Below are 17,225 nucleotides of genomic sequence, written 5' to 3'. Positions count from 1 at the left end.
TTGAGTTAACTCCTTATCCGGCTATTTCATGAATACGAAATAAACGGCTGCAATGAGGCAGCAGAAGGCTGCGAAATGATTCCAGTGCAATCCCTGTCCCTGGAAGAGGATATTGGCGATGATGGCGAAAACGATAAGCGATACGCATTCCTGTATCACCTTGAGCTGGACCAGATTAAACGGTCCGCCATTATCCACGAAACCGATGCGGTTGGCTGGTACCTGACAGCAATATTCGAAGAAGGCGATGGCCCAACTGAAGGCGATGACACCGATAAGAGGCCAGTTGCTGCTCACGCCCGTTTGTTGCAACTTGAGGTGTCCGTACCAAGCCAGCGTCATGAAGATGTTGCTCAGCACCAATAATAATATAGTATACAATCCGTTCATAATCTTATTTTTTTTGCGGATGCAAAGTTAATATATTTTTTTTAACCCTCCAAATTTCATGGAAGTTTCATTTCGTTTTTGTTTTGATATGGCTGTTTTTGGCAGATAAATCTCCGATGTTCTGATATTTATCTCCGAAAGATAAGTGTGCTGTTTGCGTATGCCCAGTAGGCTGTTTGGGGCGAACAGCCTACTAGCGGAATAGGGAACAGTAGACTGTTCCTATAAGACAGTCATCTCAGACGGGGAAACCAGATTTCCCAATCCTATCAATATGATTTATGTTTAGCATTCTGCAAAAATCTCTTCACTCTTCACCTTTCCTCTCAAATCCCCTGTGTTTATCGGCATTTCGGGAGGTGAAGAGTCATCAGCAACTCTTCACCACTCTTCACCTCCGTCAACCTCCCTGTTTATCTGGGGTAGGGTGAAGAGCTTTATCTTGATTACAAAGACTCATCCACTTCTTTCCAATCTATCAATCCCTTGCCCTTTTCATCGAGTTCCACTGCCAGGGCGATAACTTTGCGTTTGTCTGCCTTGAATGGTTCTGTGTAGCTCTTTTCCTTTATCTGGCTCTCGGCAGCAGAAATGCCGCCATTTTGCCATAGTTTATAAATAAAAAAGCCCAGCCTATTTAAGCTTTGTTAAGAGGCTCGGCTGGAACTAACGCTGCAAAGATACAGATAATTATTGAATCTCCAAAGATTTTAAGAAGAAAAACTAATACCGGGTCGGTTTTTATCCAACTTAATCGGTATAATCCTTTAAAATTCAGTGTTCTTCGCAATTTTATAGTATTTTTCTTGCGAGTTCCAATCTTTCTTCGTATTTTTGCACCAATAAGTAACGTGGAACTATATAAGCGAAAAAAATATGGAGGAAAAGAAATATCATATCGAGGAATCGAAGATTGCAGGAGATAAGGCTTGTGAGCCATCGCCTGCTTATCGTTCTATGGCATCATCAGCTTCATCTGTATCATGGGATGAGGCTTACGACACCGATTCCTATCCTATGGGTCGCTCGCTGGAGCAGGTGATGGAGCATTGCGAGAGCATTTTGGATAAATTGGATGATCCAAATTATGGAGAGCCTATTTCCGTTTTGGAAGCTGAGATAGAAAGGATGATTGCAGAATGGAAATAAAAGCTGATGCCCTTTTCAAGAGGGAAATAAAAAAGAGTATTGAGTATGCCTTGCAAGAGTTTGGGTTAAAAACTGCTCGTAAGTGGCAAACTCAATTTAAGGAGATTACGCGTTTGTTGGAATTTATGCCTAAGCGTTATCCTATAGTAGCTTATTTCCGTAATGAAACAATGGAGTTTCGTGGTGCCATCATCATGGAGAACTTCAAGATTATCTATTTCTACAATGAAGAGAAGGATATCATCTGGCTGGTGGATCTCTGGGATATGCGCCAAGACCCTAGTAAACTGAACCTGCGAGCCAGGAAGATAGAAAGAAAGAAGTATCATTAGAACTTAAAACACGAAAGAAATATGGAGGAAAAGAAATGTCATTCTTCTCTTTTCAGTCGGAATCTTGAAAAAGTATTTGGTGAAGAGTGGTGAAGAGTGGGTGAAGAGTTTCAGAGAACACTTCACCTCCGATAACTGCCCTGTTTATCGGTATTCCGGAGGGGTTGGTGAAGAGTGAAGAGTATTTCAGCGTTAGCTTCTGCTCTCCAGAATATCCTCTCTTTTCTTCGTATCTTTGCCGTGTCAGTTATTCATTTTAAAAAGGAGCAATATGATGGTACATCGAGATAAGATATTATGTTTTTTGGTTTTATTCTGCTGCTTCTTTGCTCATACTCCTCTGCAAGCCCAGCAGCCACGCAAAAAGGTGGGGCTCGTGTTGGGTGGAGGTGGTGCCAAGGGTGCGGCTGAAGTAGGTGTGCTCAAGGTGCTGGAAGAGGCTGATATTCCTGTAGATTATATTGCCGGAACCAGTATCGGTGCCATCGTGGGCGGACTCTATGCCATCGGCTACGATGCTGCGGATATTGATAGCCTCTACCGTAACCAGAACTGGCTTTTCCTTTTGAGCGACCAGGTGAAACGTGAATCGGAGACTTTTCTTTCTAAAGAAGAAAGAGAGAAATATATCGTTCATATTCCCCTTTCTAAAGAGAGAAAGGTTTCGTTGCCAACCGGTTATGTGAAGGGGCAGAATATCTTTAACCTTTTCTCTAAACTTACCGTGGGGTATCATCAGGTGGATGATTTCTCCAACCTACCTATTCCTTACCGTTGCGTGGCGGTAGATCTGGTAGAAGGCAAGGAGGTCGTATTTTCATCGGGCTCGTTGCCATTGGCGATGCGTGCCAGCATGTCGATACCGGGCGTTTTTGCTCCGGTAGAATGGAAAGGGAAGATGCTGGTGGATGGCGGCGCCTTGAACAATCTGCCGGTTGATGTGGCAAAGGAAATGGGAGCGGATGTGATTATCTGTGTAGATTTGAGTACCGGTTGGAAGAAGAAGGAAGAACTGAAATCGGCTTCTTCTGTTGTAGAACAGCTCATAAGTATGATGGGGCAGAACAAATATAGGAAGAATATGGCTGAAGCCGATCTTTATATCAATCCTTCTCTGAAAGGTTATTCGGCAGCTAGTTTCCAATCTGAAGCCATTGATACGATGATACAGCGTGGAGAACAGGCAGCCCGCCAGAAATGGGATGAGCTGATGGCTCTGAGAAAGTATATCTATGCTGATGCTTGTGATTCTGTAGCCTCTGATGATACATTACAGGATAAACGCCTCAAATTGCAGAAACCTTCTCAGACGGAAGCTTATCATATAGGAAGCATCCGGATAGAAGGCATCAGCGGAGAGGAGGAAAAGTGGATTAGAAAGAAAATTGCTTTACGGGAGAATTCGGAAGTCAGTCCTGAGGAGATAGATGGCACACTTGCCATGCTCAGAGGACTGAATATCTTTTCGCGTGTAGAATACAGACAGTCTAACGAGGAACCTTATGACCTGGTATTCATGCTGGAACCCAACGAATCGAGAAGAATCAGTGTAGGTGCACGTTTTGATACGCAGGATCTGGCGAGCGTCATAGCTCAGATATCCAATAACCAGCAGTTTTCTACCCGTCATCATTATGCCTTTACAGGACGCATTTCCCGTAATCCCTATCTGGAAATGAAATATGCCTATGGCAACCTTTTCGGAGCGAAAATAGGCATTTCCTATCGTATGGCTCATTATGATTTCGACCTTTATGCTGATAAGCATAAGTTGGATGCCCTGGAGTTTCTTTCGCATTCTTTCGCTGGATTCTATACCCGCGATATCGGTAATTTCAGATTGAAATCGGGAGTGCAGTTTGATTATTATCATTATCATTCTGATATGTTCGAACGCGACGGAAGCATTCAGACACGTTCGTCAGACCATTTTCTGAACTACTTTGCATCTGTTGTGATGGATACTTACGACCGCCGCTATTTCCCGACCCGTGGCAGCCGCATTCAGGTTCAGGGCATTCTGCATACGGATGACGGAATACATTACGCTGATGGTAATCCTTTCGGTGAAGCTGTTTTTCAAGGAGAATGTGCCGTACGTCTCAATTCCAGATTCTATCTGCTTCCTAAGCTCAAGAGCCGCTTCTTGTTTGGCAGTTCCGTACCTGCCATTTATCAGAATTATGCAGGTGGAGTAGCTGACGGTTACTATCTGCCTTGGCAAGTGGCATGGGAGAGTGCGCAGCATGTTCATCTGCTGGAGCGCAATGTGGTGACAGGTCAGCTTGGTTTCCGCTATTGGGTGAAAGGAAAGTTCTATCTTACCGCTCTGGGAGAGTATGGCAAGGAAGCCCGCAAGTTTTCCCATATTCTCATCGGTGATGATTTGTGGGGAGGAGCCTTGAGAGCATCCTATGATTTCGTATTGGGTCCGGTAAGCATTCAGGCTAATTATTCTAGCTTGGGTAAGAATGTAGGATTCTATATCAACGCAGGATTCTTGTTCTGATTTCCTTAATTGCTGCCCATATAATAAATAAGGTGTTGTTTCTCTTTGCCGAACAAAAATAAATCATTACCTTTGCAGCTGTTTAGAAAACATATAGAATGTATTTTGCAATCTAGAATTTTAGAATATAATAAATAAAAAGAGAGAATCAGATGAAACTGAGATTTTTGAAATTGATGCTGCTGCTCTTCATCCTGCCATTGCAGATGCTGGCGGCAGAACTGGGAGTGGCTGGTAAGCAACTGGCTGCTTTGCCTGGAGTAAGTAACGTGGAAACGCTGAAAAGTACGCATTTCCCGGAAAAGTATGTGTTCTTTATCAAGCAACAGCTCGATGCCAAGGATGCATCCAAGGGCTATTTCGAACAGAGGGTGGTGCTCTGCCATAGAGGTTTCGACCGTCCTACCGTGCTCGTGACAGAAGGATATAATGCCAACTATGCGCTGCGTGAAGGATATATTGAAGAACTTTCCAAACTCTTCGATACGAATATCATTACCGTAGAGTACCGTTATTTCGACAAGTCGATGCCTAGTCCTTGCAACTGGGATTATCTTACCGTTGAGAATTCGCTCTATGACCTGCATCATGTAAACCAGACCCTGCATGCGATGTACAAGGGAAAATGGATTGCTACCGGCATCAGCAAGGGCGGACAGACAACGATGTTCTACCGTTCTTACTTCCCTGATGATGTAGATATTTCTGTGCCATACGTGGCTCCGCTCAACAAGGGTGTGGAGGATGGACGACATGAGAAGTTCCTGCAATATCAGGTATCAACCAAGGAAAACCGACAGAAGGTGCTCGATTTCCAGTTGCTCCTCTTCAAGCGAAAGGCTGCGTTGCTGCCAATGTTCGAGAAATATTGCAACGATAAGAAATATGTATTCAATGCTCCGCTGGCAGAGATTTTTGATTACTCAGTATTCGAATACGCCTTTGCTTTCTGGCAGTGGGGAGAAGACATCAACAAGATTCCTGCAAGAGAGGCAGATGACAAGACGGTGTTTGATTACTGGATCAATATGTGTGAGCCTGACTATTTCACCAATTATAATGCCACAGCCTCGTTTGATGTGCAGGCAGCCCGGGAGTTGGGTTATTACGGCTATTATACCAAACCATTCAAGAAATATCTCAGTATCAAGACAGCTAAGGGTTATCTGAAGAAACTGATGGTGCCAAAGGGGGCAGAAAACGTGAAGTTCTCGCCAGCACTCTATAATCATACGGTAGAGTTCCTGACCAAGAATGATCCGAAGATGGTTTATATTTATGGTGATATCGACCCATGGGGAGCTTCGGGCATTTATGGCTTGCCTTTCACCAAGAACAAGAAGAACCTGCATGTTTATATGTGTCATGGCGGTTCGCACAAAACTCGCATCTTGTCGTTCCCTGAGCCTACAAGACAGGAAATCATCAGTCTGATAGGTAGTTGGCTGAAGGAATAATGCTTCCATGAACCAACCATGATGGATAAAATGAAAGTTTTTATCAAAAAATATCCATAAAAATTTGGTGGTTTCAGAAAAATGTATTACCTTTGCACTCGCTTTTGAAAACAAAGCTTTTAGCAGAGGCACCCTTAGCTCAGTTGGTAGAGCAACTGACTCTTAATCAGTGGGTCTAGGGTTCGAATCCCTAAGGGTGTACAAAAAACTCCGAAGAATCAATCTTGGTTCTTCGGAGTTTTTTTGTAATAATGATTACCATTATACGATAGAGGCGATTTTGTAATTTTGCGCCATCAATCGTTGTATTGTGCAAATACTGACAATTATAGGAAATATTCGCCAACTGCCACAACGAAAATGCGCCAACTGCCACAATGAAATTGGGTCAACTGCCACAATGAAATTGGGTCAACTGCCACAATAGAATGGAAAAGCAACAAAGTTTAACAGTTTTATTTGCTTGATATTTGTTTCTTGAATAGAGATAGAGGTGCCTCTATCATATATTAATAAACTTCATAAATACACAATCGTTATGTCAAGAAACAAGAAAACATCAGAGTCTTTATTCCAGTTCATGAACCTCCTCATCGCCCTGTTGCTGAAGAACGGGCAATACCGCACCTCGCTGCATTACAAGGCATCCCTCAACAGCTTTAAGCGATACCGTGACAACAAGGATATTGCCCTAAAAGAGATAGATGCAGAAGTGATGCGCTCGTATGAGGCGTACCTGCATCATACGGCGGAGGTATGCAAAAACACCAGCTCCTTCTATCTCCGCATCCTCCGTGCCACCTACAACAAAGCTGTGGCAAAGGGACTGACGCCACAGCAGCATCCCTTCTCGGATGTCTATACCGGTATTGCCCAAACCCGCAAGAGAGCCATACCTACAGAGAATGTCAGCCAGATCAAGAGTCTGCAATCTGTCAAGGAACTCAATCCCAAGGAAGAGATGGCAAGAGATACATTCCTGATGAGTTTCTATCTGCGTGGTATCTCTTTCATCGACCTGGCTCATCTCCGCAAATCTGACCTCAAGGACGGTTATCTTCATTATACAAGAAGAAAGACAGGACAGCGTCTCACCATCCGATGGGAGAAGGAGATGCAGGAGTTGTTGGAAAAGTACCAGGCGCAGACCGCCTCCTCATCTTATCTCTTTCCTTTCCTTGTTGATGATGGAAACAAAAGACAGGATAAAACTATTGACAAAAAGCAGGATGAGGCACGCCTATATCACAATGCGGAAGCGCGTATCTCCTACCACCTCAGAAAGTTTGGAGCTACGATAGGCATCAAGGGCAAGCTCACCCTCTATGTTGCCCGCCATTCCTGGGCAACGACGGCAAGAGATAATCATATCTCTATCTCTGTCATCAGCGAGGCATTGGGACATCATTCCGAAACCACCACACAAATCTATCTCCGTTCCATCAAAAGCTCAGAAGTAGATGATGCCAACGCCAAGATACTGGCAGCCCTATAAGCCACAAAAAAGAATAAAAAGAGGAATTATGTAAAATGAACCAAAATGAACCAATTTTTCTGAATCTTTATATAAGAGACACAGAATCTTACCGCAAAATTACGAAAATTGTTGGAAACAAGCAAATTATGCGTGTTAAAAAATTAATATCATTCTACGAAATTCTACATTTTTTCAGCATTCTTCTCGTACACAATCTTCTAAGTCGTTGATTGAAAGAATGTTTTTCGGTTTTCTGTGTCTCTTATATAGAGATTCAGAAGAACGGGAGTGATTGAGGGAAGGATTTTGAGGGCAAAGGAATCGGACAGCTAATCATTCCAAGGGTTGCAGACTATCATGCTCTTGGATCAGGAGTACGTCTGTGATTAGAGGTTTCCGTTATTGGAAATAGACTAACCAACCCTTTCTTGCCAAGTGTTTTGAAACATGATTTCACGACACGGGGGAATGAGAAGTACACCCTGATCAAAATAGAAAAAAATAAACAATGATACAACCAGACAACGAGGAGAGTTGGTACGCATTCAAGATATTTTTTGGGAAAGGAAAGCCTATCAAGGCATATTTCGTTGCCAAAGGGATAGAGCATATTTATGATGTGAAACAAGAATATTGGGACAAGAATAAGAAAAAGAGTCTGTTGAAGGAAGTTCCTATTATGCCATCTCTCATTCTTTTCCGTACTACGAGAACAGAAGCCGAAGAGATTGAACGCAAATTTCTCAATAAAGTGATGCTCTATCGTGGCAAAAATTCTGAGAACTTGAAAGAACCTTCTAAAATTTCAGAACGTGAAGTGAAAATCTTCAATATTGTAGCAACTTCTGGTGTTGAAGGACTGGATTTTTACGATGAGTATAATCCCAAGTTTACCAAAGGCGACAAGTTCCGAGTCATTGAAGGTCCTTTGAAAGGAGCGGAAGGCTATGTCGTCCGTATCAAAAAAGATCATAAACTTTATGTGAGTATCAAGGGGTTGTGTGCTGTTACGACAGGATATATTCCTAAAGCATACTTGCAAAAAATCGAATAGAGTATATGGAAATGTCAGATATTAAGCAAGTGGTACTGACGAGGAAAAGTACCTCGCCAGTAACAGAGTATTAATCGAGATGATGATGAGCAGCCCAGCTGCCCGCATCCAAACACGGACACTCTTTGGGAGTAGTCCCCGGCAAATCCCGATGCCCCACAATCTTCGCTTTCGGAAAGAGAATCTTCAGATTCCTGAAAAGGTCAATGAGTCTCGTTTCCTGCTCAGTGGTCATGGTGTTGCAAGGCTTGCCTTGCTCATCGAGCCCTCCCTCATAGCAGATGCCGATAGAGCATCTATTATAAGGTCTGGCATGAGCACCAACCTCCAACAGCATCCGGTGCTGCGTCATCGTACCATCCTTACGGATGTAGAAGTGGTAGCCGATGTCATAAAACCCACGAGCCTTATGGTCGCGTCGCAGCTGTTCCACACTATAGTCCTGATTGCATCGGCTAGCCGAGCAATGCAGAACCAGATATTTAATGTCGTTAGCCGACATATATTGACTTTGTCTCATAATTCATAATTCATAATTCAACATTCAACATTCAACACTCAACATTCAACACTCAACATTCAACACTCAACATTCAACACTCAACATTAAAGCATAGCATTTGCGCACGAGCTTACTCCCAGTGCAGTAAGAGCTGCAATCAAAGCTTGAACAGCAGCATTCAAAATTGAAACCCAAGAAATTTTCTTGGAACCATCATTAAAATTCTTCATAATCAGAAATGTGTTTAAAAGTGAAACATAAGTTTGAAGGGGTGACCACACCCTGCACTATGCAGGATGCAGTCACAGGGAGAATCCTACTCCAGGCCATCACCGCTACCGTCGGTGCCAGAGTCGGTACTGCTTCCACCGCCAGGGTTTGGTGTATCACCACCATCACCCGATGGCTTGTTGTCACTCTTGTCGTCCTTGGTAGGCTTCTTCTTCGCAGCCTCCAGGTCAACGGTAGTCTCGTTCGCCTTTTCAGCCTTGAGCAAGGCAGCTTGACCAGCACGGCTTGCCACGAGCTTAAACTCAGCTTGATCAACAAGGTTCTCAAAGTCCACACCAGGGTTGAACTTGATGTTCACCGACTTGATGTTCTCCTCGCTAAACTTCTCCAGCGACTCCGCACCCTCACAGTTGATGGAGATGCTAAAGACACCAAACTCACCGAGTTTAATCTTGTTGCCGTTGAGCAGTTGCTCTACAATGCAGTCGCACATGTCCGACAGGATGGCTTTCACCATACCGCGGCTGTAGCCAGCGTTATGTGATGCAATGTGCTTGCAAAACTTGTTCAAGTCCCAGATTTCACGAACTTGGTTCTTGGCATAAGCCTTTTGAGGCTCCTCTGGTTTGATAGGATTACCCATCATGTAAATAGAATACTCAATCATAATCGATTCCTTTCTTTTAAATTGTTAATACTAAAATTGTCAGCTACTCCAAACTTCGAATGTCGAGCACCCCGGGTATTGAAATTATCACTCATCACTCTTCGTTCTTCGTTTAAGCTGTTGCAAAGATACAACATCCGCGGTCCGAAAACAATTCCGTTGAAAGGCATTGAAAAACGTTGAATATCTATTGAATAAGGTTAGGAAAATCAAGAACCAATCATAGGAAACAAGTCATTTTTACCCTTTTACCTTTTTACTTTTTTACCTTTATAATATGGCAGATGTAACTTTCAACATATACGGAGGCAATAACCAAATCCTCCCCAACGCTACAAAGGCAGAGCAAAACTTCTATGGCGACCAGTTCGCAGAGAAGACGCTTGCCAAGCATGGCGAAGCATCTCAACCTCTCACCGAGGAAGAACAGACTTTGTCTATATATATAAATAAGGTGGAATCCTTGCGAGGCTACATCACCCTCCTTCGCTCCTGCAAGACAGCGAGAGACCTGGGCGAGGTGGTGGCAACCATGCGACAGCAAGAGCCTACCCTCACCGATGAGCTGATAGTGAAGCAGAGTTTCATTTCCCTTCTCCTTCCCTTCGTTCCGAAATGGGAAAAAGGACAGACCATCGACAACATCCGGGTGGCAATCAATACTGCCTGGACGGCCCGTAAAAAGACTATCCGTCAAGCAGGTCGCTAAAACACCCCCAAAAAAGTATCTTAAGATACATGGGCAAGTATCCTAAGATACTTCGCCAAGTATCCTAAGATACTTTGGAAAGTATCCTAACCCTCTTTCTAACATTAAAATTTTAAAATGGCAGATACATCATTTGATATCAACAACGGAGCCAATCAAATTGCTCCCAATGCAATGACTCAGAACCAATATTTCTATGGTGAGGAATTCGCTCGCAAAATATTGGGAAGCAAGGATAAGCCACTTAGTCTGGTAGTGCTCGGTGCTGGCGTGGATGCTACAATTGGCTTGCCGACATCAGCCGACCTTATACCTCGCATTGTCGATTTCTTGGAAACCGATGAAGGCAAGACGCTTGATGCCATTTTGCGCAAGGCAATAGGCAGAGTACATTTCCATTTCGACAAGTTTGTGAGTACAGCCATCGACCGTTTGGCAAAAGACTTGGATAAGGAGATTGTTTCCATTTGCCATAATATCAACGACGAACTTGCCAACAACGCAAGCCTTGATGAGTCACAACGCAAGCTGGGTATGCTTATCGTTCGCCTTTTCAAAAAGGTGTTGGACTTCAAGAAAGGAGCTGAGATTGATGCCGAGACGATGAACTTGATAGAAGAGGTGTTTGATACGGTTGTAAAAGATGACAGCATCATAGATTTAAGCCATCTCAACTATACCGACACATTCAAGAACATCATCGTGGAGATACTTCAGAAAAGCATCCATGAGTCGAACAATCCCATCTTGCGCCATATCTATAAGAATATGCTCGATATAGAGCAATTGCTCGCAGGGTATTTCTATGGATTTTATACGGGGCAAAACAATTATATCCGCGACTATCTATACATATCCTGGATTCTATGGGCATACTTGGTAAGCGAGGAGCAGCGAAAGGCGCAAGAGAATGTGGCTGTAGAGAACAAAAACAACCACACTATTTACGACCAATTGGACGGAAAAGACTGCCAAGTCATCACGTTCAACTATACATCGTATGCTTCCCAAGCCTCTCCGACAGCTCTCTATTTCCATGGCTCACTCAAAGAGTATGTAGATGTAGAGAACAAGAACGTTTTTCTGCATGATGATTTAACGACCGTTGATTTAGAAGATTTTTTCAAGAATCAACTTGCAGCCGAGATAAGTTTTAATCCAGACCACAAGTCTATACCCATCCCATCATTCTTGCCACCATTAAAGTTGCGCCCTGTCATATCCAAGCATTACATTGATACATGGTATCATGCTTCTCAGATGGTGCTGCGTGCAAGTAAGATCATCATTCTTGGCTATTCATTCTCTTCTGCCGACAACTATTTCTGTGATATGTTGCGAGAGAACCACGATGCACAAATCATCATTATCGACAAGAACATGGAAACAGCAAGTCGCAATGTGTGTCGTTGCCTCCAGTTGGATGCCAATCGCTACACCAAGCAAATAAAGGATGGGCATGAGATACGCAAATACAACAATCGAGTGACGATTATTGGAGCAGACTTGGCGGATGTTAATTTGGATGATGTGTGAGACATTAGGATATGAAGAAAAAACTCCCCAAAAAATTTGGTAGTTTCACAGAAAAAGCCTATATTTGCACAATAAACAGAGAAATGGGGTATAAACTTCATTAAAACCAATAAAATTACGCTGTTATGATTAGTAAGAATGTACAAAATATGATTCCAAAGATACAAGATTTCTTTGGTAGCCAGCCAATAACAAAGGCTTGGCTCTTTGGTTCATGCTCACGAGGAGAAGAAACTACTGATAGTGACATAGACATTCTTGTAGAGTATGATCGTCAGCATAATCGAATTTCTCTGATGAAAATAGCAGGTATTATGTTGAATTTGGAAGACTTGCTTCATCGCAAGGTGGATATAGTAGAGGCTAATCGACTCCTCCCTTTTGCTCAAGAAACAGCCAACCAAGATAAATTCTTGATTTATGAGAGAAAAAGTTAGAGATAGGGGAAGGTTAGAGCATATTCTTGAAGCGATAGAAAGCATAGAGGAGTTTCATGCTCAATATACTTTTGAAGATATCAAGAAGAATAAGCTCATCTTTTATGGCTTTACCAAATTGGTAGAAGTTATAGGTGAGGCTGTCTATATGCTTTCAACAGAATTTCGTGATTCTCATTCTGGCGTGAATTGGCGTCAGATTGAGCGTATGCGCCATGTCCTTGTGCATGGCTATTATACCATAGACCCCGAAAGTCTATGGGATACGATAGAAGTAGACATTCCTGAGTTGAAACCTTGGATAGTTAGGTATCTGTCTGAGTAATATGAGCATAATAGCAAGTTTAAAGCAAGTTATACCCCGGCGGTCCCATCCCGCACAACCTGGCGAGACCTTTGATGCCCCAATAGCATCCCGGCGGTCCCATCCCGCAAAACATGGCGAAGACCGCTTTGGTCCGCCAACCTTAGAGCGTAGCGGTTCTGAGCACCGGAGGGCGGTTACATCCCTAATCCCTATGGTAGGGATTTAGGGCTTGGGTATTGGGTAAGGACCCCCTCTTCGCAAGAGGGGGACAGGGGAGTCGAAATAATTAATAAGAAGCTTACGTTATGAACATAGAAGAAAAAAAAGCAGATTTTATGCGTCGCTTCAAGGCTTCTAGGGAGCGGAAGGCAGAATACATAGCACAAATGGAAAAGCGTATGCGTGATGACTATCGCCGCAGAACCGGTAAGGAAGCAGAATCATTTTGTGTGTTGTAAGAATGAAAAAATTAGATTTAGTCAAGATTAATAGTTGTGCACCATATGCAGTAATATAGTAGAGACGCAGTCTTGGTGATATACGAATCGTTGCTTGCAACGAAAAAAATCCGTGAGATCCGTGTGCGACTTAAAAGAATAATATTGAGTGTTGAACACGAATCTTTCGAGACTAAGCAACTTATTCGTGTAATTCGTGCAATTCGTGTTCCGAAAAAAAATACGTAATTAGCGTGCAGAGAAATATCTATTGCTGTGAGGCATAGTGACTACCGTTGCTTGCAACGAAGAAATCTGTGTAAATCTGTGAGATCTGTGGGACATTAGAATAAACTCCTCATTCGATTGACGACAAGTGCAGAGCGATACTGCAATGAGGAACCAAATATAAAATCATGAAATCTTATTTCTCAATAAAGCCAGGAGCAACCTTCTTTTTAGGTAGCTCCCAGCTCCTCGTCTATCATAAAGACGATGCTATATTGGGACAAGAAACATTATAATTTTATGATTGTAATTCCAAATAAGAACTTCACTGCTGATAGCATCCGCTTGGTTCTGCTACTCAATAGTACAACGAAAGTCAATATGCTGAAAGCATGTGACAAGCTCGATTTATACGTAAGTCCTAACTTGAAGAAAGATGAGACAGCTAGGCGAATAGCTCAGGAGATGTTGGATAATCCAATAGAGATCTTGAGCCGTTTGAACAAGCAGGAACTCCAGATAGTAGATGAGTTTGTAAAAGGCGATGCCAACACCTACGTAGTACGCAAGATGCGCAAGACCCAGTACAAGCTTCAGAAACTATTCTTGGTAGCAACCTACGAGGATAAGGAGAACCTGGAATGGCACATGCTCATGCCATCAGAGTTAACCAAAGCCTTATCCACCAGTCTCAACTTTTATTTGGATATGGCAAACAAAGGCGTTAAAGCCCCATCAGCCAAGCAACTCCGCATGATGTCCGCCTTAGGTCAATTCTTAGGTGGAAAAGAGCTTTGAAGAAAGAGGCACTTTTAGTTAAACCTGTTTTAAAATCGAAAAAGTTCAATTCCTTAAAATACTCTGTATCCCCAGTAAGCACTGGGGATGGAGTTGTATTGCCATAGGGGTTGGATGCTTACTATAATGATTATTCTATGGAGGAAATAAATTTTTGGCTATTACTCTGGGTCTGGTTTGGTGTTTTTTCTGCTAATGTATTGTCTTTATCATCCAAGAGATTTAAAGGAACACTACCTTTTTTGAAGAAAATTCTTCCAAATAAGCCAAATTGTGTTTATACTTTAATAGATGTTATATTGACCCCTGTAATAGGAGCTTTTTTAGGCTATATTCTAGCTGAGCCACAAAACATGAAAACTGCTTTAGTTGCTGGCTTAACTTTGAGTGGGTCCATTATTGCTCTGACAAATTCTAAAAACGATTAATTATGGTTTCGATAGCAGTTTATCTTATGATTTTAAGTATACTTCTAGTATTTAGCTTTTCAATATACATATTGTTAGATAAGAATAGAAGTAAGTCTTGGTTAGCAAAGAAATTACTGTCAATATTTACAGTTCTGGTTCTTATTCTATTAATTGTTGTTTACGAGTATACCTATAGTGATTTAAAACAGAAGGTAGAAAACGTAAAGGTTAGTTCTATCTCGATAGAATCAGATGATAGTTTACTTATGACGAATAATGGGCGTAAACAATTAGAAGATAGCTTGATATTATTAAAATCACAGCTTTCAAAACTTCAAAATCAACTAAAGAAAAAATCGGTTTTATTAGGGAGTAATAACCAGTTCCATCGTGATATTCAAGAAGATATTAATATTACTGATGCCGATATAGATAAAATTAAAAGTTATAATGAAATATTGCCTCCTTCTTTTTATGATAAAAAATATAAAGGGACAACGTATTCACATGAGACATCAAGTATTATCTTGTATCCTCCCAAGAATTTAAATTCTGATTTTTTAGATTTTTCTTTCATTTTTACAAATGAAAATATGATACCAGATGTTGCTGCTGTTTATGTTGCTGTTTATATAAAGCATCCTGATGGTAATCGACGCTGTTTGTTTGAAGAATATTATAAACCGCAAAAAAATATCAATAAGTTTCGTGTTAAAAATATACTTCGACAAAAAAATGTAGAAATGAGTGTTGGATATTTCTGGAAGAATGAATTTGGTAAGAAAGAATTTTTAAATTATGAGCATGTGACATTTAGAATATGAACTACAGTAATATTAAGTATGTGTACTTCCAGGCGGTCCCATCCCGCATAACATGGCGCAGACCTTTGATGGTCCGCCAACCTTATAGCGTAGCGGTTCTGAGCACCGGAGGGCGGTTACATCCTCTCGTCCCTGAGGGAAGAGAGGCTTGGAGAGAAAGGTGGAGCCTTCTTTAATGGTAAAGAAGGACGGGATGATTTTAGAAAACCCTCCTTTTGGCTAAAGGGAGACGTAGGGATTCGAAAGTCTCCTTCTTTAACGGTAAAGAAGGACGGGATGATTTTAGAAAACATGTTATTGATCAATAAATAATAATGATATGAAAGGAATAGTATTAGCAGGTGGAAGCGGAACCCGCTTGTATCCTATCACCAAAGGAATCAGCAAGCAGCTGATACCAATCTTTGATAAACCAATGATATATTACCCAATATCAGTATTGATGTTGGCAGGTATCCGTGAGATACTCATTATTTCAACACCTTATGACTTGCCAGGCTTTAAACGACTCTTAGGCGATGGAAGCCAGTTAGGTGTGAAGTTCGAGTATGCAGAACAGCCATCACCAGATGGCTTAGCCCAAGCTTTCATTATCGGAGAGAAATTCATTGGTAATGATTCTGCTTGTCTTGTATTAGGCGATAATATCTTCTATGGTGCAGGATTAAATCAGATGCTGCATCAGGCAGTAGTAGATGCTGAGCAGAACGACAAGGCTACAGTTTTTGGCTATCGTGTAAGTGATCCGGAACGATATGGTGTAGCTGAGTTTGACGAGCAAGGCAATTGCCTGAGCATTGAAGAGAAGCCTCAGCATCCAAAGAGCAATTATGCTGTAGTTGGCTTATACTTCTATCCTAACAAGGTGGTAGATGTAGCTAAGCATATCAAACCATCTGCTCGTGGTGAGTTGGAAATCACCACCGTAAACCAGGAGTTCTTGAAGGATAAGCAGCTGAAGGTACAGACCATGGCAAGAGGATTTGCCTGGCTCGATACCGGAACCCATGATTCCCTTTCAGAAGCATCAACCTTTATTGAAGTCCTGGAGAAGCGACAGGGCTTGAAGGTAGCTTGTCTGGAAGGTATAGCATACCGTCAAGGTTGGATTACCGCAGAACAGTTGAGAGAGAATGCTCAGCCTATGCTGAAGAACGATTATGGCAAGTATCTGCTTTCTATTCTCAGCGAAACAGACGAAGCATTAAGAAAAAATTTGGTGTTTTAGAAACGATAAATATAGTTGAAATTGATGACGTGCTCATTCTAAAGAGGTGTCTATTCTGTGTTGCTCATGACAACTTTTTCGAGAGCTACAGTGAGTGATAGTTTATAAAAAAGATACTCCTATTCTTTGCAAAGGAGCATATCTCTATAGATTGAGAGTGTGAGAAATTATGAATTAAAAGCAATAGGGTTATGGCAACAGAAAGAAGAGACTTTACTAAAGAAGAGATAAATTATGCATGGTCAAGGGCTATAGTTGTTGAAAATGTAGATAATCGCAAATGGCGTCAAGACTATGCCGGTGCTTGGATTTGTAGAGATGCCTATGGAGACGTCAATTCTGAATATGGATGGGAAATAGATCATCAAAAACCATTGGCATTGGGTGGGACATATGATTTGGATAATCTCTTCCCGTTGCAATGGAACAATAATCGAACAAAAGGAGATGATTATCCTATTTGGAAGACTTCCATATCATCTTTTTTTGATGATAATATAAATGAAGAAAAATACTGGAAAGCAAAAGAAAAAAACAAATAAT

The 17,225-nt window shown here is 41.8% G+C and carries 20 protein-coding genes and 1 tRNA gene; 17 read left to right on the top strand and 4 right to left on the bottom strand.

The genetic code is table 11. The annotated features are described in order from the left end of the window. Nucleotides 1-21 precede the first annotated feature (21 nt). Entirely contained in the window at nucleotides 22-390 is a 369-nt protein-coding gene (locus F7D47_RS11395) for a DMT family protein (RefSeq protein ID WP_040553814.1), read from the bottom strand. An 876-nt stretch (nucleotides 391-1,266) separates the two neighbouring features. On the opposite strand from F7D47_RS11395, the gene F7D47_RS11390 reads away from it, so the two are divergent. The 7 genes from F7D47_RS11390 to F7D47_RS11360 all read left to right on the top strand — a co-directional run bounded on the left by F7D47_RS11390 (nucleotide 1,267) and on the right by F7D47_RS11360 (nucleotide 8,368). Next, nucleotides 1,267-1,539: a hypothetical protein gene (locus F7D47_RS11390; protein WP_153085358.1), complete on the top strand. Its 273-nt coding sequence runs from the start codon at nucleotides 1,267-1,269 to the stop codon at nucleotides 1,537-1,539. Continuing rightward, nucleotides 1,530-1,871, top strand: a complete 342-nt coding sequence (locus F7D47_RS11385) for a hypothetical protein (protein WP_153085357.1) — start codon at nucleotides 1,530-1,532, stop codon at nucleotides 1,869-1,871. The genes F7D47_RS11390 and F7D47_RS11385 overlap by 10 nt, the downstream gene beginning before the upstream one ends. A 271-nt stretch (nucleotides 1,872-2,142) precedes the next feature. Continuing rightward, on the top strand, nucleotides 2,143-4,380 hold the full coding sequence (locus F7D47_RS11380; RefSeq protein ID WP_153085356.1) for a patatin-like phospholipase family protein: 2,238 nt from the start codon (nucleotides 2,143-2,145) through the stop codon (nucleotides 4,378-4,380). Nucleotides 4,381-4,532: 152 nt separating this feature from the next. After that, on the top strand, nucleotides 4,533-5,837 hold the full coding sequence (locus tag F7D47_RS11375) for a S28 family serine protease (RefSeq protein ID WP_119228545.1): 1,305 nt from the start codon (nucleotides 4,533-4,535) through the stop codon (nucleotides 5,835-5,837). Between the two features lie 128 nt (nucleotides 5,838-5,965). After that, nucleotides 5,966-6,038: transfer RNA gene (locus tag F7D47_RS11370), tRNA-Lys, on the top strand. Between the two features lie 337 nt (nucleotides 6,039-6,375). Continuing rightward, nucleotides 6,376-7,332 (top strand): tyrosine-type recombinase/integrase, encoded by a 957-nt coding sequence (locus F7D47_RS11365; protein WP_153085549.1) that lies wholly within the window; start codon nucleotides 6,376-6,378, stop codon nucleotides 7,330-7,332. 490 nt (nucleotides 7,333-7,822) lie between these two features. Next, entirely contained in the window at nucleotides 7,823-8,368 is a 546-nt protein-coding gene (locus F7D47_RS11360) for a transcription termination/antitermination NusG family protein (RefSeq protein WP_153085550.1), read from the top strand. A gap of 70 nt (nucleotides 8,369-8,438) precedes the next feature. Here the strand turns inward: F7D47_RS11360 and F7D47_RS11355 are convergent, their stop codons facing one another. The 3 genes from F7D47_RS11355 to F7D47_RS11345 all read right to left on the bottom strand — a co-directional run bounded on the left by F7D47_RS11355 (nucleotide 8,439) and on the right by F7D47_RS11345 (nucleotide 9,768). Beyond that, the gene (locus F7D47_RS11355) at nucleotides 8,439-8,888 is read right to left on the bottom strand and encodes an N-acetylmuramoyl-L-alanine amidase (RefSeq protein WP_228113585.1); all 450 of its coding nucleotides are present in this window, start codon (nucleotides 8,886-8,888) and stop codon (nucleotides 8,439-8,441) included. An 86-nt stretch (nucleotides 8,889-8,974) separates the two neighbouring features. After that, nucleotides 8,975-9,100: a smalltalk protein gene (locus F7D47_RS11350; RefSeq protein WP_153084304.1), complete on the bottom strand. Its 126-nt coding sequence runs from the start codon at nucleotides 9,098-9,100 to the stop codon at nucleotides 8,975-8,977. 86 nt (nucleotides 9,101-9,186) lie between these two features. After that, nucleotides 9,187-9,768, bottom strand: coding sequence for an HU family DNA-binding protein (locus F7D47_RS11345; protein ID WP_153086711.1), 582 nt, complete (start codon nucleotides 9,766-9,768; stop codon nucleotides 9,187-9,189). A 277-nt stretch (nucleotides 9,769-10,045) separates the two neighbouring features. On the opposite strand from F7D47_RS11345, the gene F7D47_RS11340 reads away from it, so the two are divergent. The 10 genes from F7D47_RS11340 to F7D47_RS11295 all read left to right on the top strand — a co-directional run bounded on the left by F7D47_RS11340 (nucleotide 10,046) and on the right by F7D47_RS11295 (nucleotide 17,224). After that, nucleotides 10,046-10,477: a hypothetical protein gene (locus tag F7D47_RS11340; protein ID WP_153086710.1), complete on the top strand. Its 432-nt coding sequence runs from the start codon at nucleotides 10,046-10,048 to the stop codon at nucleotides 10,475-10,477. A 117-nt stretch (nucleotides 10,478-10,594) separates the two neighbouring features. Then, entirely contained in the window at nucleotides 10,595-12,013 is a 1,419-nt protein-coding gene (locus F7D47_RS11335) for a hypothetical protein (protein WP_153086709.1), read from the top strand. A gap of 125 nt (nucleotides 12,014-12,138) precedes the next feature. Further along, nucleotides 12,139-12,450, top strand: coding sequence for a nucleotidyltransferase family protein (locus tag F7D47_RS11330; RefSeq protein ID WP_089545413.1), 312 nt, complete (start codon nucleotides 12,139-12,141; stop codon nucleotides 12,448-12,450). After that, nucleotides 12,434-12,775, top strand: coding sequence for a HepT-like ribonuclease domain-containing protein (locus F7D47_RS11325; RefSeq protein WP_153086708.1), 342 nt, complete (start codon nucleotides 12,434-12,436; stop codon nucleotides 12,773-12,775). The genes F7D47_RS11330 and F7D47_RS11325 overlap by 17 nt, the downstream gene beginning before the upstream one ends. A 287-nt stretch (nucleotides 12,776-13,062) precedes the next feature. Continuing rightward, nucleotides 13,063-13,215, top strand: coding sequence for an ABC transporter ATP-binding protein (locus tag F7D47_RS11320; protein ID WP_089542799.1), 153 nt, complete (start codon nucleotides 13,063-13,065; stop codon nucleotides 13,213-13,215). A 507-nt stretch (nucleotides 13,216-13,722) separates the two neighbouring features. Next, nucleotides 13,723-14,220 (top strand): hypothetical protein, encoded by a 498-nt coding sequence (locus F7D47_RS11315; RefSeq protein ID WP_153086707.1) that lies wholly within the window; start codon nucleotides 13,723-13,725, stop codon nucleotides 14,218-14,220. Nucleotides 14,221-14,357: 137 nt separating this feature from the next. Then, nucleotides 14,358-14,648, top strand: a complete 291-nt coding sequence (locus F7D47_RS11310; protein ID WP_153086706.1) for a hypothetical protein — start codon at nucleotides 14,358-14,360, stop codon at nucleotides 14,646-14,648. A 2-nt stretch (nucleotides 14,649-14,650) separates the two neighbouring features. Next, nucleotides 14,651-15,454 (top strand): hypothetical protein, encoded by an 804-nt coding sequence (locus F7D47_RS11305; RefSeq protein WP_153086705.1) that lies wholly within the window; start codon nucleotides 14,651-14,653, stop codon nucleotides 15,452-15,454. Between the two features lie 319 nt (nucleotides 15,455-15,773). Next, entirely contained in the window at nucleotides 15,774-16,682 is a 909-nt protein-coding gene (gene rfbA / locus F7D47_RS11300) for a glucose-1-phosphate thymidylyltransferase RfbA (protein ID WP_153086704.1), read from the top strand. Nucleotides 16,683-16,873: 191 nt separating this feature from the next. Continuing rightward, nucleotides 16,874-17,224: an HNH endonuclease signature motif containing protein gene (locus F7D47_RS11295; protein ID WP_153086703.1), complete on the top strand. Its 351-nt coding sequence runs from the start codon at nucleotides 16,874-16,876 to the stop codon at nucleotides 17,222-17,224. Nucleotide 17,225 lies beyond the last annotated feature (1 nt).

It is taken from the genome of Segatella copri, from assembly GCF_009494835.1.
In the GTDB taxonomy this organism is placed as follows: Bacteria; Bacteroidota; Bacteroidia; order Bacteroidales; family Bacteroidaceae; genus Prevotella; species Prevotella copri_F.
This window is presented reverse-complemented; position numbering and strand designations above follow the sequence as displayed.

Coding starts and splice junctions, on each gene's coding strand:
- rfbA (WP_153086704.1), top strand. CDS start 15,774: ATGAAAGGAATAGTATTAGCAGGTGGAAGCGGAACCCGCTTGTATCCT.
- F7D47_RS11350 (WP_153084304.1), bottom strand. CDS start 9,100: ATGAAGAATTTTAATGATGGTTCCAAGAAAATTTCTTGGGTTTCAATT.
- F7D47_RS11315 (WP_153086707.1), top strand. CDS start 13,723: ATGATTGTAATTCCAAATAAGAACTTCACTGCTGATAGCATCCGCTTG.
- F7D47_RS11365 (WP_153085549.1), top strand. CDS start 6,376: ATGTCAAGAAACAAGAAAACATCAGAGTCTTTATTCCAGTTCATGAAC.
- F7D47_RS11310 (WP_153086706.1), top strand. CDS start 14,358: ATGGAGGAAATAAATTTTTGGCTATTACTCTGGGTCTGGTTTGGTGTT.
- F7D47_RS11375 (WP_119228545.1), top strand. CDS start 4,533: ATGAAACTGAGATTTTTGAAATTGATGCTGCTGCTCTTCATCCTGCCA.
- F7D47_RS11385 (WP_153085357.1), top strand. CDS start 1,530: ATGGAAATAAAAGCTGATGCCCTTTTCAAGAGGGAAATAAAAAAGAGT.
- F7D47_RS11395 (WP_040553814.1), bottom strand. CDS start 390: ATGAACGGATTGTATACTATATTATTATTGGTGCTGAGCAACATCTTC.
- F7D47_RS11335 (WP_153086709.1), top strand. CDS start 10,595: ATGGCAGATACATCATTTGATATCAACAACGGAGCCAATCAAATTGCT.
- F7D47_RS11380 (WP_153085356.1), top strand. CDS start 2,143: ATGATGGTACATCGAGATAAGATATTATGTTTTTTGGTTTTATTCTGC.
- F7D47_RS11295 (WP_153086703.1), top strand. CDS start 16,874: ATGGCAACAGAAAGAAGAGACTTTACTAAAGAAGAGATAAATTATGCA.
- F7D47_RS11355 (WP_228113585.1), bottom strand. CDS start 8,888: ATGAGACAAAGTCAATATATGTCGGCTAACGACATTAAATATCTGGTT.
- F7D47_RS11330 (WP_089545413.1), top strand. CDS start 12,139: ATGATTAGTAAGAATGTACAAAATATGATTCCAAAGATACAAGATTTC.
- F7D47_RS11340 (WP_153086710.1), top strand. CDS start 10,046: ATGGCAGATGTAACTTTCAACATATACGGAGGCAATAACCAAATCCTC.
- F7D47_RS11360 (WP_153085550.1), top strand. CDS start 7,823: ATGATACAACCAGACAACGAGGAGAGTTGGTACGCATTCAAGATATTT.
- F7D47_RS11325 (WP_153086708.1), top strand. CDS start 12,434: ATGAGAGAAAAAGTTAGAGATAGGGGAAGGTTAGAGCATATTCTTGAA.
- F7D47_RS11390 (WP_153085358.1), top strand. CDS start 1,267: ATGGAGGAAAAGAAATATCATATCGAGGAATCGAAGATTGCAGGAGAT.
- F7D47_RS11305 (WP_153086705.1), top strand. CDS start 14,651: ATGGTTTCGATAGCAGTTTATCTTATGATTTTAAGTATACTTCTAGTA.
- F7D47_RS11345 (WP_153086711.1), bottom strand. CDS start 9,768: ATGATTGAGTATTCTATTTACATGATGGGTAATCCTATCAAACCAGAG.
- F7D47_RS11320 (WP_089542799.1), top strand. CDS start 13,063: ATGAACATAGAAGAAAAAAAAGCAGATTTTATGCGTCGCTTCAAGGCT.